General features: G+C 67.5%; 15 protein-coding genes. 11 read left to right on the top strand and 4 right to left on the bottom strand.

The window, feature by feature from the left end:
* Positions 1-17: 17 nt before the first annotated feature.
* Positions 18-1,007, bottom strand: a complete 990-nt coding sequence (locus C3B61_RS06405) for an ABC transporter permease (RefSeq protein ID WP_244285851.1) — start codon at positions 1,005-1,007, stop codon at positions 18-20.
* On the bottom strand, positions 992-2,674 hold the full coding sequence (locus tag C3B61_RS06400; RefSeq protein ID WP_208858776.1) for an ABC transporter substrate-binding protein: 1,683 nt from the start codon (positions 2,672-2,674) through the stop codon (positions 992-994). Before C3B61_RS06400 ends, C3B61_RS06405 begins: the two co-directional genes overlap by 16 nt.
* 125 nt (positions 2,675-2,799) lie before the next feature.
* Here C3B61_RS06400 and C3B61_RS06395 point away from each other — a divergent pair, with 125 nt between their 5' ends.
* The 5 genes from C3B61_RS06395 to ndk all read left to right on the top strand — a co-directional run bounded on the left by C3B61_RS06395 (position 2,800) and on the right by ndk (position 9,244).
* Entirely contained in the window at positions 2,800-3,423 is a 624-nt protein-coding gene (locus tag C3B61_RS06395) for a TetR/AcrR family transcriptional regulator (RefSeq protein ID WP_244285850.1), read from the top strand.
* Positions 3,424-3,683: 260 nt separating this feature from the next.
* Positions 3,684-7,112 (top strand): isoleucine--tRNA ligase, encoded by a 3,429-nt coding sequence (gene ileS, locus C3B61_RS06390; RefSeq protein WP_103459905.1) that lies wholly within the window; start codon positions 3,684-3,686, stop codon positions 7,110-7,112.
* On the top strand, positions 7,105-8,475 hold the full coding sequence (locus tag C3B61_RS06385; RefSeq protein ID WP_103459904.1) for a bifunctional folylpolyglutamate synthase/dihydrofolate synthase: 1,371 nt from the start codon (positions 7,105-7,107) through the stop codon (positions 8,473-8,475). Before ileS ends, C3B61_RS06385 begins: the two co-directional genes overlap by 8 nt.
* Positions 8,472-8,828 (top strand): DUF4233 domain-containing protein, encoded by a 357-nt coding sequence (locus C3B61_RS06380; protein WP_103459903.1) that lies wholly within the window; start codon positions 8,472-8,474, stop codon positions 8,826-8,828. The genes C3B61_RS06385 and C3B61_RS06380 overlap by 4 nt, the downstream gene beginning before the upstream one ends.
* Positions 8,825-9,244: a nucleoside-diphosphate kinase gene (gene ndk, locus C3B61_RS06375; RefSeq protein ID WP_088456374.1), complete on the top strand. Its 420-nt coding sequence runs from the start codon at positions 8,825-8,827 to the stop codon at positions 9,242-9,244. Before C3B61_RS06380 ends, ndk begins: the two co-directional genes overlap by 4 nt.
* An 80-nt stretch (positions 9,245-9,324) precedes the next feature.
* On the opposite strand, the gene C3B61_RS06370 is transcribed toward ndk, so the two are convergent.
* Positions 9,325-9,924, bottom strand: a complete 600-nt coding sequence (locus C3B61_RS06370; protein WP_088456373.1) for a vitamin K epoxide reductase family protein — start codon at positions 9,922-9,924, stop codon at positions 9,325-9,327.
* 278 nt (positions 9,925-10,202) lie between these two features.
* On the opposite strand from C3B61_RS06370, the gene C3B61_RS06365 reads away from it, so the two are divergent.
* From C3B61_RS06365 to C3B61_RS06350, 4 genes are all read left to right on the top strand, one after another.
* Positions 10,203-12,869 carry an Rne/Rng family ribonuclease gene (locus C3B61_RS06365; RefSeq protein WP_103459902.1) on the top strand — a complete coding sequence of 889 codons (2,667 nt, stop codon included), beginning with the start codon at positions 10,203-10,205 and terminating at the stop codon, positions 12,867-12,869.
* 144 nt (positions 12,870-13,013) lie between these two features.
* The gene (locus C3B61_RS06360) at positions 13,014-14,075 is read left to right on the top strand and encodes a permease (protein ID WP_103459901.1); all 1,062 of its coding nucleotides are present in this window, start codon (positions 13,014-13,016) and stop codon (positions 14,073-14,075) included.
* Positions 14,076-14,079: 4 nt separating this feature from the next.
* Positions 14,080-14,862 carry a TIGR03943 family putative permease subunit gene (locus tag C3B61_RS06355; RefSeq protein ID WP_103459900.1) on the top strand — a complete coding sequence of 261 codons (783 nt, stop codon included), beginning with the start codon at positions 14,080-14,082 and terminating at the stop codon, positions 14,860-14,862.
* The gene (locus C3B61_RS06350) at positions 14,852-16,312 is read left to right on the top strand and encodes a hypothetical protein (protein WP_103459899.1); all 1,461 of its coding nucleotides are present in this window, start codon (positions 14,852-14,854) and stop codon (positions 16,310-16,312) included. The genes C3B61_RS06355 and C3B61_RS06350 overlap by 11 nt, the downstream gene beginning before the upstream one ends.
* A 7-nt stretch (positions 16,313-16,319) precedes the next feature.
* Here C3B61_RS06350 and C3B61_RS06345 read toward each other — a convergent pair whose 3' ends face one another.
* On the bottom strand, positions 16,320-16,583 hold the full coding sequence (locus C3B61_RS06345; RefSeq protein ID WP_088456368.1) for a DUF4031 domain-containing protein: 264 nt from the start codon (positions 16,581-16,583) through the stop codon (positions 16,320-16,322).
* A 260-nt stretch (positions 16,584-16,843) separates the two neighbouring features.
* Between C3B61_RS06345 and rplU the strand changes: the two genes are divergently transcribed.
* Complete coding sequence (gene rplU, locus C3B61_RS06340; RefSeq protein WP_066595881.1) at positions 16,844-17,152, top strand: 50S ribosomal protein L21; 309 nt, start codon at positions 16,844-16,846, stop codon at positions 17,150-17,152.
* An 18-nt stretch (positions 17,153-17,170) separates the two neighbouring features.
* Positions 17,171-17,428 carry a 50S ribosomal protein L27 gene (gene rpmA / locus C3B61_RS06335; protein WP_066595878.1) on the top strand — a complete coding sequence of 86 codons (258 nt, stop codon included), beginning with the start codon at positions 17,171-17,173 and terminating at the stop codon, positions 17,426-17,428.
* The last annotated feature ends 8 nt before the right edge of the window (positions 17,429-17,436 follow it).

Genomic DNA, 17,436 nt, shown 5'->3' with positions numbered 1-17,436 from the left:
CTGAATCTCCAGTTCGCTCACGAGAGCCCTCCGTTCCCGATCTCGGTGGGTCGTGGGTCGGCCAGGCCGGACGCGAGGTCGGTGACGATAGTCATCAGGATGTAGGCCAGAGCGACCACCATCACCACGCCGACCACCACCGGAACGTCGCGAACGGTGACGGCGTTGAGCAGGGTGCGGCCGAGGCCGGGCCTGGCGAAGATCGTCTCGACCACCACGGCGCCGCTGATCAGGGAGCCGAACGCCCAGCCGGACAGGCTGATCGCGGGCAGTGCGGCGTGCCGCAGGGCGTGCCGCCAGAGCACCCCGCGGTCGCTTTCCCCCCTGGCCCTGGCCGAGAGCACAAACGGTGATTCCAGGGCGGTGTTCAGGCTCTCCCGCATGACCTGGCCGAGGAATCCAGCCAGGGGGATGGCCAGGGTGACGACGGGCAGGACCAGGCCTCGGGCATCCGCGGTGCTGATCGGCGGCAGCACCCCCCACCAGACGCTGAAGACCACGATGAGCGTGGTGGCCAGCCAGAAGTGCGGCAGAGCCGCAGCGACGATCTCGAGGCCGGTGCCGATCCGGGCCGCGAGGCGGCCGCGCCCGGTGGACCACGTGGCCAGGACGAGGGCGATCAGCCAGGCGACCGCGAGCGAGAGAACGGCCAGGACCAGGGTGCCGCCGATCTGGCTGAGCACGAGCGGGCCGACATCCATGTTGAGCGCATAGGACCGGCCGAGGTCGCCGGTGGCCAGGCGGCCCAGCTGCTGCAGATATTGCACCAGCAGCGGCTGGTCGAGCCCGTACTCGGCGCGCACCGCCGCGAGCGCCTCCGGTGAGGTCTGCGAGCCCGGACCGCCGAGGATCGCCTCGGCAGGGTCGCCCGGGATCAGTCGCACGGCGAAAAACGTGACGGTGGCGACGGCCCACAGCACGAAGACCGCGCCGGCGAGTCGCCGGGCGAGACCTCGGAGCCGAGGCCGTGCGCCCCGCCGGGCGGCTGTCGTCAGCGGTTCAGCCACGCGTCGTAGAACGCCGGCGTCGACACCGTCGGCAGCGCGCGAGCGCCCTCGACCGCCGTGCCGAGCAGGAAGTGATTCTGCTGGTCGTAGAGCGGCAGAATGTAGAAGCCCTCCAGGATCAGGTCCTGAGCGTCCTCGTACAGCGCGGCGCGCTGGTCGGCGTCACCACCGTTGGTCGAGCCTGTCGAGACCTGGTTCGCCTCGGTGAGGAGCGAGTCCAGTTCGGGATCGTTCACCTGGGCGTGGTTGGCGAAGTAGCCGCTGGGCGCCGGGGTGATGCCGTCGGAGTGGAACAGGATTCGCAGCACGTCGGGGCCGATCTTGGTGTACGGCGCGCTGACGGCGTCGTACGCGTTGCTGCCCAGGGCGGTGTACCAGCTGGAGAGGTCCAGCTTGGTCAGCTGAACGTCGAACCCGGTCTCCTTGGCCGTCGCCTGGATCTGTTCGAACAGCGACTGCTCGGCGGGGATGGACTGGTTGGTGCTGACCGGGAAGACCACGGTGAGCCGCACGCCGTCCTTGACCCGGTAGCCGTCGGAGTCCTTCTCTGCCCACCCGGCACCGTCGAGAAGCTTGGCGGCGGCGTCAGGGTCGTAATCGAACAGATCCGGCCTGGACACCCCGAGCGGTTCGACGCTGGACAGTGCGGAGGAGGACCGTTCGGCGCTGCCCTGGAACAACGACGCAACGGCGTCGTCGATGTTGGCCGAGCGGATGAACGCTTCGCGAACCGCGGCGTCGTTGAACGGTGCCTTGCCGGAGTTCAGTTCGATGCGATTCGAGGCGCCGGGGCGCGGCGCGTCGAGGTGAACGATGGTGTCGCTGGCCTCCGCCTGGCTGATGGTGTCGGGCTGGGCGTTGTCGATCACGTCGACCTCGCCGGCCTGCAGGGCGGCGTACCTGGAGGCCGAGTCCGGGATGAAGCGCCAGACGATTTCTTCCAGGTACGCCGGCCCGTCGTGCTCGGCATCGGCCGGGGGAGAGCTGTAGTCCTCGTTTCGCACCAGGGTGATGGCGTTCTGCTTCACCCAGGAGTCGACGATGAACGGTCCGGTGCCCACCGGTGCGGCGCAGTTCTCGTCCTGGCTGCGCATGAGCGCGGTGGGGGATTCGATGGCGAGCCACGGCTGGGCGAGCGACTCGAGCAGGGCACTGTCCGGCTGGGCCAGGGTAAGCCGCACCACGGAATCCGAGACGGCTTCGGTACCGGTGACCTTGGCCAGGGCCAGGTATCCGGTCGATGAACCGGTCTCCGGGTCCTGAAGGTGCGCGATGTTGGCCTGCACCGCGGCGGCGTCCAGCGGGGTGCCGTCGGTGAAGGTCACGCCGTCTTTCAGCGTGAACTCCCAGGAGAGGCCGTCGGGGCTCACCGTCCAGCTGTCGGCCAGCCACGGGATGATGGCGCCGTCGGCGTCGAGGGAGACCAAGGATTCCAGGAACTGGGAGCTGACCAGGGCCTGCGGGTAGTTGCCGCCGACGTGGGGGTCCAGGCAGGTGGGCTCGGCGTCACCGGATGCGTAGGTCAGGGTTCCACCGCTGGTGGGCTCGTCGCTGCCTCCGGAGGACGCGGCGCTCGTGCAGCCGGTCAGGGCGAGGCCGAGGGCGGCCGCACCGGCCAGTGCGGCGAGGGTGGTGGAGCGCGAAGGAACGATTCCCGGACGGGGCATGCGGCGGTCTCTTTTCACGAAAGCGGTGCGGTTCAGGGGAAATACGGGGGAAGCCTGCTGTGGCATTATTGGACTCAGTACAAAAACATGATGTGTTGAGTCTCATCGTAGAACACAGGAGAGCCGTGTCCGATTCCCGTCCCCCCGGTCGACCCCAGGCGTCGTCCCGGGCCATGCTCGAAGAGGCCGCGGCGGAGCTGTTCCTGGAGCAGACCTACGCCGGTACCACGATCGGAGACATCGCCCGGCGGGCCGGGGTGAGCCGCAACACCTTCTTCAATTACTTCTCGGCCAAGAGCGATCTGCTCTGGGTGGATGTCGATGCGGGCCTGGCCGTTCTGCCCGCCACCCTCGCCGATTGCGACAGGGCCGCCCCGGTCACCGAGTCGGTGCGACAGGCTCTGCTGCGGGTGGCCGCGGGGTTCGGACCCGGTCGGGTGCCCTGGGCGCTCACCCAGTACGAGTTGATGGCGACGAGCAGTGAGCTGGAAGCATCCGCGCTGGCCAGATTTCTCGTGCAAGTGGGTCTCGTGCACGAGTACGTCGGCGCCAGGCCGGGGCAGGCCGCCCTGGCCGATCTCGCCGGACGGGCGTTCTCGACCGCGGTGGTGGCGGCGGCGGTCGCGGCCGCCAGGGAGTGGGCCGCCGCCGGCGTGGGCCGCGGGGAGCTGGCCGGATACGTTGATGTGGCGATCTCGCCGGTCTGCGCGGGATTCCACCCGGTTCTCGACCGGGTTCAGGATTCCTGACAGGATAGTATTGATCGATAGTGATTCACAGACGTAGATCCGGCTATCACCGGGGAGTCTTCGGAAGAACGTCGTGTTCGTGCCCCGGCACGTTCTCGACAAGTAGAGCCGAACGGGTCGGGCCCGTCACAGCCTTAGTTTGAGCGGTCGTTCGCTACTTCCAGGAACGGCAAGCGAGGTGGTACCGCGCAACGTCCTGTCGGGGCGAGCGTCCTCGTGGAATAGGCCAGCGACTCAACACCGCCTCGTCCAGGAGAAGCATGACGTACCCGCAGCAGCCCACAGACAACGCGTTCGGCCTCCCCGACGCCGACCCGGCCCACTTGGACGCAGCCGTCGTTCCCTCACCGAACTTCCCGCAGATCGAAGGCGAGGTGCTGGACTTCTGGGAGAAGGACGGCACCTTCCAGGCCTCCATCGACAACCGCGAGGGAGCGCCGGAGTGGGTCTTCTATGACGGCCCGCCCTTCGCCAACGGCCTGCCGCACTACGGCCACCTGCTCACCGGGTACGCCAAGGACCTGTTCCCGCGCTTCCAGACCATGCGCGGCAAGCAGGTGCACCGCCGGTTCGGCTGGGACACCCACGGTCTGCCCGCCGAGCTGGAGGCCGAGCGGAAGCTCGGCATCACCGACAAGAGCCAGATCGAAGAGATGGGCCTGGCCGCGTTCAACGCCGTCGCCCGCGAATCGGTGCTCGAATACACCAAGGACTGGGAGAAGTACGTCACCCGCCAGGCCCGCTGGGTCGACTTCGAAAACGACTACAAGACCCTCGACATCACCTTCATGGAGTCGGTGATCTGGGCGTTCAAGGAACTGCACACCAAGGGCCTCGCCTACGAGGGCTACCGGGTGCTGCCGTACTGCTGGCGGGACCAGACCCCGCTGTCCAACCACGAACTGCGCATGGACGATGACGTCTACAAAATGCGCCAGGACCAGACGGTCACGGTCACCTTCCCCCTGGTCGGCGCCAAGGCCGAGACCCTCGGCCTCACCGCCGTTCGGGCCCTTGCCTGGACCACCACCCCCTGGACCCTGCCGACCAACCTCGCCCTGGCCGTCGGCCCCGAAATCGTCTACGCCGTCGTTCCCGCCGGCCCCAACGGCACGCCGGATGCCGAGGTGCTGCGCGAGCAGGCCGGCGCACCCGATCCCACCACCGAGGTGCTCGGCGCCGAGTACCTGCTGGCCATCGACCTGGTCGGCAGCTACGCCAAGGACCTCGGCTACGAGAGCGCCGCCGACGCGACGGCCGCCATCAGCCGCACCATCACCGGCCGCGACCTTGAAGGCGTCTCCTACGACCGTCTGTTCGACTATTACGCCGATGAGAGCGAGTGGGGCACCCAGAACGCCTGGCGCTTCGTGGTCGCCGACTACGTCACCACCTCCGACGGCACCGGCATCGTGCACCAGGCTCCCGCTTACGGCGAGGAGGACCAGACGGTCTGCCAGGCCTACGGCATCCCGGTCATCCTCTCGCTGGACGACGGCGGAAAATTCCTGCCCGCCGTCACCGAGGTCGCCGGTCAGCTCTGGAGCGACGCCAACAAGCCGCTCACCCAGCTGATCAAGTCGCAGGGCCGGCTGCTGCGCCAGGCCAGCTACGAACACTCCTACCCGCACTGCTGGCGCTGCCGCAATCCGCTGATCTACAAGGCCGTGTCGAGCTGGTTCGTCAGGGTCACCGACTTCCGCGATCGTATGGTCGACCTCAACCAAGAGGTCAACTGGGTTCCGGAGAACGTCAAGGACGGCCAGTTCGGCAAGTGGATCGGCAACGCCCGGGACTGGTCGATCAGCCGCAACCGGTACTGGGGCTCCCCGATCCCGGTGTGGAAGAGCGACAACCCCGCCTACCCGCGCATCGACGTCTACGGTTCGCTCGATGAACTCGAAGCGGACTTCGGCGTGCGCCCCACCGACCTGCACCGCCCCTACATCGACCAGCTCACCCGGCCCAACCCCGACGACCCCACCGGGCAGTCCACCATGCGACGCATCGAGGATGTCCTGGACGTCTGGTTCGACTCCGGCTCGATGCCGTTCGCGCAGGTGCATTACCCGTTCGAAAACCGGGAGTGGTTCGACAGCCACAACCCGGCCGACTTCATCGTGGAATATATCGGCCAGACCCGCGGCTGGTTCTACCTGCTGCACGTGCTCTCGACCGCCCTGTTCGACCGGCCCGCGTTCAAGAACGTGGTCAGCCACGGCATCGTGCTCGGCAACGACGGCCAGAAGATGAGCAAGTCGCTGCGCAACTACCCCAACGTCAACGAGGTCTTCGACCGCGACGGCTCCGACGCCATGCGCTGGTTCCTGATGAGCTCCCCGGTATTGCGTGGCGGCAACCTCATCGTCACCGAGGAGGGCATCCGTGAGGGCACCCGCCAGATGCTGCTGCCGTTGTGGAGCACCTGGTACTTCTTCTCGCTCTACGCCAACGCCACCGACTACACCGCCACCTGGCGCACCGACTCCACCGATGTGCTCGACCGCTATCTGCTGGCCAAGACCCGCGACCTCATCGAGGACGTCACCGGCGACCTCGAACGCCTCGACAGCACCCTCGCCGCCTCGCGCCTGCGCGACTTCGCGGACGTGCTGACCAACTGGTACGTGCGCCGGTCACGCGACAGGTTCTGGGCCGGCGTCACCGCCGACGGCACCGGAGCGGATGCCTTCGACACCCTGTACACGGTGCTCGAAACCGTGACCCGCGTAGCCGCGCCGCTGCTGCCGCTGATCAGCGAACGCATCTGGCAGGGCCTGACCGGCGGACGCAGCGTGCACCTCACCGACTGGCCTGACGCCACGGTGTTCCCGGCCGACCCCGGCCTGGTCACGGCCATGGACCAGGTGCGCCTGGTCAGCTCCACAGTGCTGTCGCTGCGCAAGAAGGCCGGCCTGAGGGTGCGGCTTCCCCTGGCGAACCTCACCGTGGTCACCACCGCCGCGTCCGCCCTGGCCGGCTTCGAGGGCATCCTGCGCGACGAGCTGAACGTCAAGGCCGTGACGCTGGTCGAGCAGGAGGCCGACAGCGCTGAGAGCTACGGCATCACCTCCAAGCTCACGGTGAACGCCCGCGCCGCCGGCCCGCGCCTGGGCAAGCAGGTGCAGCAGGTCATCAAGGCCGCCCGCACCGGCGACTGGTCCGAAACCGACGGTGTCGTCACTGCCGGCGGCATCGAACTGGTCGCGGGGGAGTACGAACTGGAACTGCAGGCCGCCTCCACGGCCGCGGACGCCGAGTCGGTGCTGAACAGTTCGGCGCTCGCCCTGCTCGCCGGCGGCGGATTCGTGTTGCTGGAAACCACCACCACGCCCGAACTCGAGGCGGAGGGCCTGGCCCGCGACCTCATCCGCGCCGTGCAGGACACCCGCAAGTCGGCCGGTTTCGAGGTCAGTGACCGCATCCGCCTGGACCTGGTCTTCTTCGACGAGGCCGACGCCGCCACCTTCTCGTTGGCGACAGGCGTCGACGTCGCCGGCGAAACCCTGGCCATCCGGTTCAGCACGCACTCGGCACCGGCCGATGCCGGCGGCACCCCGTCCGAATGGCTGCCCGGTCTGACCGGCTCGATCGTGGAGCACTACGTGCGCTTCGAGGCCAACCACTACGCGAACCACGGACCGGTCATCGTTGCCGTCGCCCGCGACAAAGGAACCATCAATGTCTGACGATTACTACCCCGACGAATTCCGTGACGCCGGCGACGCCGTGCTCGCCGCACTGCTCGAAAGGGTGGGCGAGGGATCTCCCCAGCCGCGGCTGCAGGCGACCCGCCGGGCGGTCGAACTGCTCGGCGACCCGCAGAACTCGTACCCGATCATCCACGTGACCGGCACGAACGGTAAGACCAGCACCAGCCGCATCATCGAGAGCATCCTGCGCGCCTACGGCCTGCGTACCGGCCTGCTGGTGAGCCCGCACCTCGTGCGACTCAACGAACGCATCGTGATCGACGGGCAGTCCATCACCGACGAGGCCCTGGCCGCGAACTGGGCCGACATCCAGCCCTACCTGCTCATGGTCGACGCCGAACTCGCCACCGCCGGTGACGAACCCCTCACCTTCTTCGAGGCCCTCACCGTTCTGGCCTTCGCCTGCTTCGCGGATGCGCCGGTCGACGTGGTCGTGCTCGAGGTCGGCATGGGCGGCGAATGGGACTCCACCAACGTCGCCGACGGCCAGGTGGCCGTGTTCACCCCGATTGCCCTGGACCACACCAAGCGGCTCGGCAGCACCATCGCCGAGATCGCGCGCACCAAGTCCGGCATCATCAAGCCCGCGGCGGCCGTCGTGACCGCAGCGCAGCCGCCGGAGGCCATGACCGAGCTGACCCGGGCCGCCGAGCTCACCGAGTCGACCCTGGTGGGCGAGGGCAGCGAATTCGCCCTCCTCGCCAGCCACGTGGCCGTCGGCGGCCAGCTCATCTCCGTGCGCGGCATCGCCGGCACCTACTCCGAACTGTTCCTGCCGCTCTACGGCACCCACCAGGCCCAGAACGCCGCCGTGGCCATCGCCGCCGTCGAGTCGTTCCTCGGCGCGGGCAGCCAGGCCCTGGTCGAAGACATCCTGGTGGAAGGACTCGCCACCGCGACCTCGCCCGGACGGCTGCAGCTGGTCGGCATCGAGCCGACAGTGCTCGTCGACGCCGCGCACAACCCGCACGGGGCCCTGGCCCTGTCCGCGGCGCTGGAGAGCTATTTCGACTTCGACGAGATCGTCGTGGTCGTCGGCATCCTCGCCGACAAGGACGCCGCGGGCATCATCGAGGCCCTGCGTCCCGCCGTGACCCGCTTCCACGTGACCCAGTCACACTCCGAGCGGGCGATCCCGGTCGACGACCTCGCCGACCTCGTCGCTGAACACGTCGGCGACGCGGACACGTTCAGGTTCGGCGACCTCGCCCAGGCCCTCGACGCAGCTCGCGGCTGGGCCCAGGACGCCCCCAAGCGCGCCGTGCTCGTCGCCGGGTCGATCACCCTCGTCGGTGACGCCGTCGCGTTGGCCGACGCGGGGGACTGGATGACCACATGAGAAGCGGATCGGTTCGACGCTCACTCGCCTCGATCGTGCTCGGCTTCGAGCTGATCGTGGTGTTCCTGGCCACCCTGGTGATCTTCGGGCTGAGCGATCTACCAGCCTGGGTCACCCTGGGCGGTGGAGCGTTGCTCTGCCTGATCATGGTCGCCACCCTCGGGTTGCTACGGTTCAATTGGGCCTACCTGATCGGTTGGGCAGTCCAGGTCGTCGTCGTCGCCACCGGATTCCTCAACCCGGCGATGTTCTTCGTCGGGGCACTCTTCGCCGGCATGTGGGTCTACTGCATGATCACCGGCACACGGATCGACAGACAGAACGTCGAAAGACAAAACAAGGAGAACTCATGACGAACGTTCAGGAAACACTCGTATTGGTCAAGCCCGACGGCGTGGCCCGCAATCTCTCCGGCGAGATCCTTCGCCGGATCGAGGCGAAGGGGTACTCCCTCGTCGACATCAAGCTCGTGCAGGCCGAGCGCTCGCTCCTCGCCGAGCACTACGCCGAGCACGCCGGCAAGCCGTTCTTCGAACCGCTCGTCGAATTCATGGAAAGCGGATCGATCCTGGCCCTGCGTGTTGCCGGCGACCGCGTCATCGAGGGCTTCCGCGCCCTGGCCGGCACCACCGACCCCACCACGGCCGCACCGGGAACCATCCGTGGCGACCTCGGGCGGGACTGGGGCCTGAAGGTTCAGCAGAACCTCGTGCACGGTTCGGACTCGCCCGAGTCCGCGGCCCGCGAGCTGGCCCTCTGGTTCGCCTAAACACCTCCCGAACCGCGAGAAAGGCCCCGAAAACGTCGAGTTTTCGGGGCCTTTCTCACGTCTTGCGGGCTGGAGAAGCCTCAGAGGCGGTGAAGGAAGTCCATCTGGAGTTGGGCGATCGTCGCGGCGACGAGGTAGCAGGCGATCGTGATGACGAAGATCCACGAATAGGCGCCGGCCGCGAGGCGCCGCACCCGCGCCGAACCCGGAATGATGCCGGTCTTGAGGTTGTACAGAGTCACGGCGAGGAACACCGGGATCGTCACCGTCCAGGTGACCATGCACCACGGGCACAGCACGTCGAGGACGAAGAAGCTCTGGCCCATCAGCCAAATGACGAAGGCGAGCGCACCGGCGACCCCCAGGTTCAGGCCCAGCCAGAACCACCGGGCAAAGCGGGCGCCCGAAAGGATCGCCGCCCCGATGGTGATCACCACGCTCCAGCCCGCCACCCCGATCAACGGGTTCGGGAAGCCGAACACCGCGCCCTGCCAGGAGCCGAGGTTGGTGCTGCAGCCCACCAGGACACTGAAGTTGCAGGACAGTTGCGCCGCGGGATCCGCCAGCATCGTGAACTTGTCCAGGGTGAGCGCGAATGCCGCCGCGAAACCGATTGCCCCCGCGAGAATCAGGAAAACGGCGAGACCGATCGGAGGCTTTTTTGACGTGGTGAATGGCACATTCGGATTATGCCATGTGTCGCGTGCGCGTCCCTGGGAATGCGTGCGATAATCAAAACAGTCGTTTGAGCCGCGCTCAAACCGATGCCATAAGGCTTAATGGGCGGCATTCGCCCAGATTCATTGGTCCTAGACCAAAGGTATTTGCAACCAGAGCCAAGAGCCGGTTGCGGCACGCAATAGGATTCGCGGGGTTTTCGCGCAAGCGAGAGCATCGCACGAGAGAGTAACCGAGTGGGTGGCGCGGTCATCCACAGCGGTCAAGGAGCGCACCAGTGATGGTGGAAGACAACGACAACAAGAAGCGCAAGGGCCTGTTCGGCACTCGCAAAACAACCAGGAAGGCGGCACCGGCCAAGCAGCTCGAACCGATCGGTGACACGCCCCGTGTACCCGGTCAGGACGACCCGGCCGTGACGCCGGAGTCACCGTCGGCTTCGGCCGACCGAGTGGCTTCCGACCAGGTGCCGTTCGGCCAGGCCTCGTCCGACCAGGCGGCAGCCGCGGCGGACCAGCCGGTGGCATTCCCTGCCCTGCCGACACCCTTCGACGAGACCGTCGAGGTCGTTCGCCGGCCGACGACGTCCCTGATCTTCCAGGCCCCGGCGATTCTGCCGGCCCCGGTCCGGTCCGGCGGCCGTCAGCTCGACGACGAGGATGACGACCCCGAAGAGGGCTCGACGGTGCGCCGTCGCGCGCGCCGTCGCACCGGTGAAGAAGGCCGCAGCGACGACCCCGCGAACACCGTGGTGCGGGTGCGGACTCCGCGCGAACCCGAGCTGATCACCGAGCCCCAGCGGATCAAGGGCTCCACCCGCCTGGAGGCCAAGAAGCAGCGCCGCCGCGACGGCCGCGACGCCGGCCGCCGCCGCCCTGTCATCACGGAGGCCGAGTTCCTCGCCCGCCGCGAGTCGGTCGACCGCGCCATGGTCGTGCGGGCCAAGCACAACAAGATCCAGATCGGCGTTCTCGAAGACGGAGTGCTCGTCGAGCACTACGTGGCCAAGAACCAGGATGCGTCGCTCATCGGCAACGTCTACCTCGGTCGTGTGCAGAACGTGTTGCCGAGCATGGAAGCCGCCTTCGTCGACATCGGCCGCGGCCGCAACGCCGTGCTCTACTCCGGTGAGGTCGACTGGGACGCCGCCGCGGTGAACTCCCCGGGTGCGAGCCAGAGTCGCCGCATCGAGCTGGCGCTCAAGCCCGGCGACAAGGTGCTGGTGCAGGTCACCAAGGACCCGATCGGTCACAAGGGCGCCCGGCTCACCAGCCAGGTGTCGCTGCCCGGCCGCTACCTCGTCTACGTGCCCAATGGGTCGATGAACGGCATCAGCCGCAAGCTGCCCGACACTGAGCGCGCCAGGCTGAAGAAGATTCTCAAGGAGGTCCTTCCGGACAACGTGGGTGTCATCGTGCGCACCGCCGCCGAGGGCGCGACCGACGAACAGCTCACCCTCGACGTCAACCGCCTCACCGCGCAGTGGGCCTCCATCGCCAAGCAGGTTGAAACGGTGTCCGGTCCGGCCCTGTTGCACAGCGAGCCTGATCTGCTGATCAAGATCGTGCGGGATGTCTTCAACGAGGACTTCCACAAGATGGTCATCTCCGGCGACGACGCCCAGGAGGTCATCGAGTCCTACCTGCGCCAGGTGGCTCCCGACCTCGTCGAGCGCGTCCAGCGCTACGAGGGCGAGCGCGACGCGTTCGACGAATACCGCATCTCGGAGCAGATCGAAAAGGCACTGGACCGCAAGGTCTGGCTGCCGTCGGGCGGTTCGCTCGTGATCGACCGCACCGAGGCGATGACCGTCGTCGACGTCAACACCGGCAAGTTCGTCGGATCCGGCGGAAACCTCGAGGAGACCGTCACCAAGAACAACCTCGAAGCGGCCGATGAGATCGTTCGGCAGCTGCGCCTGCGCGACATCGGCGGCATCATCGTTGTCGACTTCATCGACATGGTCCTGGAGTCCAACCGCGACCTGGTGCTCCGTCGCCTGGTCGAGTGCCTCAGCCGCGACCGCACCAAGCACCAGGTGGCCGAGGTCACCTCGCTCGGGCTCGTGCAGATGACTCGCAAGAAGCTCGGCCTGGGCCTGCTCGAATCGTTCAGCGAAAACTGCGAGGCCTGCGCCGGACGTGGAATCGTCATCCACCACGACCCCGTCGTCAAGCACCGCCAGACCGCTCAGCCCACTCAGGAGCGCCGCCCCCGCAGCAAGTCCAACGGCAACGGCGGCTCCGGCCACGACGCCGGCAACTCCGGCCAGCGCGGCAACGGCAACCAGAACTCCGGTCAGCCGCATGGCGCGCCCGTACAGACGGATGCCACCAAGGCCGGCCACGGCACGCACGGAATCACCGAGGACGCCAAGCACGCCCTCGCGTTGATCGCCGCGCGCACCATCAGCCGCTCACTGACCGGTTCGATCCCCGTGATCGCGCCGACCGAGACGTCTGCCCCGGCCGCCGCCCCGGCTGCTGAGGCCGACGCCCCGACCGCGGCCGAGAGCGTCGACAACGCACCCACGGCCCGTTCGAACTCCCGGGGCAACCGTTCGGGCAGTCGTTCGGGGGGCCGCACCGGCCAGTCGACCGACAGTGCGCCCGCCGTGCAGCCCGACCGGGCGTCCACCGACCCGGTCGGCACAGAGCCCGAGACCGCCGCCCCGACGGTTCAGGCGCCTCTCCTGGCTCCGGAGGCCGTGCCGGCCGACTCGGCCGACGGTGTCGCTATTCTCGACATCCCCGTGCAGAAGTCACCGCGCAGCCGCCGTCCGGTGAGCAAGCAGGTCACCGACCAGCTGCTCGATTCGGTGCTTGAAGCCCTGCCGGAGCCCAAGCAGCCCGGCCAGGGCCGTTCGCGCAGCCGTCGGGTCACCACCGCCGGCGGTCCGACCGCCACCGTGCAGCCGATCGTGGCTCCCACGCAGGACAACGCCTAACGGTCGACGGCCTCATCGGCCCTGCAGCGGTGCCGCCCGATTCGGGCGGCACCGCTGTTGTCGTCCGGGGCCGGTCGACCTGGCCGGTCGACCTGGCCGGTCCACCTGGCCGGTCTGGTTGCCGCACTCCGGTAAGATCGACGGATGCACAGGGATCGGGGGACGGTGCGGCGCGTGCCCACCGGACTCATTCTCGGTGTGGTTCTGGTCGCCGCCGCGTTCGCGCTCCGTGCCGTCAGCCCGGCGTTCGCCGGCTGGGGAGTGCCGGACCGCGTCCAGGACACCATCACCCTCGCCCTGAGCGTGATCATCGAGTCAGCGCCTTTTGTGTTCCTCGGCATTCTGCTGTCCACGGTGGTGCAGGTGTGGCTCCCACACGGCTTCATCACCCGATTCCTGCCCCGGCAACCAGTGCTCCGCCGCGCCTGCATCTCGCTGCTGGGCATGTTCTTCCCGGTCTGCGAATGCGGCAACGTGCCCTTGGCCCGCGGGTTCATGGTGGGCGGCTTCACGGTGCCGGAATCGATCACTTTCCTGCTCGCCGCGCCCATCCTGAACCCGATCACGATCATCACCACCCACCAGGCGTTCGGCTGGGGAGACGGGATCCTGATCACCCGCATCGTGGCCGGCTTCGTGATAGCCAACGTTATCGGGTGGCTCTTCAGCCGGCACCCGGACCCGGACAGCCTCCTGACCCGCACCTTTTCAGCGTCCTGCGCACGGCCGGATGCGCCGGTGAGCAATGGCGGGCATGACGGCGGGCTGCACGAGGGGCACACTCACCCGCACGGTTCCCGGCCGGGCCGTATCGAGCGGTCAGTCGACCTGTTCACCGGCGAGACCGCGGTGATCATGCCCGCACTGTTCATCGGATCGCTGATCGCGGCGCTCGTCCAGGTTTTTGTGCCCCGCTCGGTGCTGCTGGCGCTCGGCAGCAACCCGGTCTGGTCGGTGCTGGCCATGATCGCCCTGGCCTTCATCGTCGCGGTGTGCTCCAACGTCGACGCCTTCTTCGTGCTGTCGTTCGGTAGCACCTTCATGCCCGGCGGAATTGCCGCCTTCCTCACCTTCGGAGCCATGATCGACGTCAAGATGCTCGCCCTGATGCGCACCACCTTCACCACCCGCACCCTCGTGCAGATCACCGCGTTGGTGGCCCTGATGAGCGCGGCCGCCGGCCTGTTGGTGAACTATGTCGCATAAGCGAATGTCGCGTAAGGGCACGTTGGCCGGCTACCTGGCCGAGCGCTGGCGCGGCATCGGCCTGAGCCTGGTGATCGTGGTGGCCACCATCTGGCTGGGCGCCACCGGGCAGCTCGGGTTGTACATCCACCCCCGCTACTTCATCTTCACCACCGTGATGGCCGTGGTCGGCCTCGTCTTCGTCGTGGCCAGCTTCGTGTTTCGCACCCCGTCAGCAGGGGAGTCGGAGCCGTCCGGCCGCAGGTCCGCCGGCCGGCGGACCTGGGCGTTGGGTGGCAGCGCCCTGCTTCTGGCCATCGCGACGGTCACGGTGCTGGCCCTGCCCCCGGCCACCCTGACCAGCGCCACAGCCACCCAACGGGAGGTCAATTCCGGCGGGCTGGACAGCGAGGCCGCAGCGGAGGAGGCGGCCGCCCTGGTGGGCACCGGCGATTACGAACGCCTGAGCGTGAAGGAGTGGGTGTCGCTCCTGGCCCAGTCCGAGGATCCCGCCCTCTACGCCGACAAAACGGCCAGCATCACCGGCTTCGTCCTGCCGGACGCCGCAGACCCCGACAACGTCTTCTACGCCGCCCGGTTCGTGGTCACCTGCTGCGCCGTCGACGCCCAGCCCATCGGCGTTGCCGTCTACCAGCCCGGCTGGCAGGCCAGCTACGACACCGACGACTGGGTGCAGGTGACCGGCACCTTCGTGAGCAACCCGAGCGCCCGATCCGCAGACACCCTCGCCGTGCTACCCACCACCATCGAGCCCGTCGACCAGCCGAGCGACCCGTATGTCTACTGACCTCACGTCTGGGCAGTTTTCGATAGCCGACCCGGACACCGCAGCCGGTGGCCGGCGGTTCCGCCGCACCCTCGCCGCCCTCCTCACCGGCCTGATCGTGCTGTGTCTGGCCCTGGTGGCCGTCAACGTGCTCAACGGGCCCCGGCTGACCGGTTTCCAGGTCGACACGAGCGCCGTCGTCACCACGGCCAACCAACGGCTCGTCCTCGACACGAACCAGCAGCTCGCCGAGGTGAGCACGGACCAGATCACCGTCAGCCCGGCCGGCGTCGTCGACGTGCAGACCAGGAACGATTCCATCGTGATCGTCTTCCCCCAGCCGCTCGCCTACGACACCGAGTACACGGTGACCGTCAACGACGTCACCGGCCCATTCGCCGACAGGTCGAGCGACCTCGCCGTCTCCTTCCGCACCGACGAAGCGCCGCTCCACCTGCTCAGCCGGTCCCCGGCGCAGCCGAACGAGCCGACCAAGGCGCCTGACCGGATCGTACGCACCACCGTCGGATCCGCCGAGACGAGCGTCGCATTCAGCGCCCCATACATCCAGTCGTTCGTTCCCGTCGGCGACGAACTCGTGGTGGTCACCCTCACCGAGGACCTCACCAACACGCTCAGTCTGGTGGACCGTGACGGCCGCGCCGCCGAACTCACCATGCCCGGCACCGGAACCGTGCACGACCTGCAGGCCTCCCCGTCCTCGAGCACGATCGGCTTCCGCTTCACCAGCGCAGCAGGAGCAGGAGCAGGAGGCCACGTCTACGACAACACCCTGTTCCTGCTCGACCTCACCCGAGGCACCGTCGACACCGTGGCCGGGCTCGACGGTGAGCCCGTGCAGGCCATCGCCTGGGGGTTCATGGCCAACCGCGCCGAGGTCGTAGCTCAGCTCTTCGACACCACCCTGCTGCTGATCGACCCCCGAGCAGACACCGAAACCGTGCCCATCCCCATCGGCCAATTCCCCAACCTCAACGCGTTCGCCCCCGACGGGCTGCGTATTGCCGTGTCAGACCAGGACCGCCAGTACATCCTCGACCTGTCCACGGGTGCCGAGGCGGCGATCGTGCCGCAGGATGTCGCCGGCACCACGCCGTATACAGCCGAACTGCGCTTCCTCACCGGGGGAGAGGGGTACGTGCAGAGGGTGGCCGAATTCGACCAGGCGACCGGGCGCGTGGGACAGTCGCTGATCCTGGTCACGGGCGACCCCGCGACTCCGACGACGCGGGTGGTCTACGAACCGGTGCTACCCAACGAGACCATCGTGGGCTTCGCCATCTCACCCAACGACCAGTACCTGGCGATCCAGACCGTGCCGAACAGCCAGACCCAGGTGACGGATGGCTACCCCGTCGACCCGCAGGCCACCACGGCGACGACACTCTTCGTCGACCTGTCAACCGGGGCCATCACTCGCAGCATCGTGGGCATCGACGCCACCTGGTGAGCGTCCGTCAGCGGTCCCTGGCCTTGACCCGCAAGCCGCTGGCCCGCAGCCGGGTGACGAGACCGCGAAAGTCGACCGGCTCCGCTCCGGCCGCCACCAGGGAGTCGTAGCGGTCCTGGGGCACGTCGTAGTGGTCCAGATCGAATCCGCGCCGGGGGATGCCCTGCGCGGCCGCGAAGGCGTGCAGCTCCGCCAGTGAGGAGTCGCTCACCAGGTGAGACCAGAGCGTGCCATGGGCCGCCCAGGCCGGCTGGTCGATCAGTATGCCCATGCTGAAAGTGTATGGACAATCGCGGCCCTAAGCTTGTCCAGGGCGTCGCCATCGAACCGAGGGCGCGACACGCCCTCTCGAGGTGGTTTGACCGGGGCATTCCGATCAGCTAAAGTCGAGTGTTGGTGTGCGAAGGACTCTGTCCACGTAGCGCCCAAGGTTTTCTGAAGTGACATGGTCCGACTTGGTCCATGTGCACTCGGTAACTTTCCATCATAGGAATCGGAGCCCCCGGGGTTCCCCAGAGATAGGTACGTAAAGTGGTTTACGCAGTTGTGCGCGCCGGTGGGCGGCAGGAGAAGGTAGAGGTCGGGACCATCGTAACGATGGACCGAATCAAGGCTGACAAGGACGGCAACGTCGAGCTGGCCGCCGTGCTTCTCGTCGACGGCGACAAGATCACCTCTGACTCGACGTCGCTGGCCAACGTCAAGGTCACCGCCGAGGTCCTCAACGACCTTCGCGGCCCGAAGATCGTCATCCAGAAGTTCAAGAACAAGACCGGTTACAAGAAGCGTCAGGGGCACCGTCAGGAGCTCACTCGCGTTCAGGTCACCGGCATCGCCTAGGCCCGAGGAGAATAACTAATGGCACACAAAAAAGGTGCGAGTTCCACTCGCAACGGTCGTGACTCCAACGCTCAGCGCCTCGGCGTGAAGCGCTTCGGTGGTCAGGTTGTCGGCGCGGGCGAGATTATCGTCCGTCAGCGTGGCACCCACTTCCACCCCGGCGTGAACGTCGGCCGTGGCGGCGACGACACTCTCTTCGCCCTCGAAGCCGGCTCGGTCGAGTTCGGTGCCAAGGGTGGCCGCAAGGTCGTCAACATCGTGGTAGCTGCCGCTTAGGCATCCAC

Source organism: Cryobacterium zongtaii (genome assembly GCF_002909375.1).
GTDB lineage: Bacteria > Actinomycetota > Actinomycetes > Actinomycetales > Microbacteriaceae > Cryobacterium > Cryobacterium zongtaii.
The sequence above is the reverse complement of the archived record's forward strand: the minus strand, read 5'-3'. Positions and strand labels throughout refer to the sequence as shown.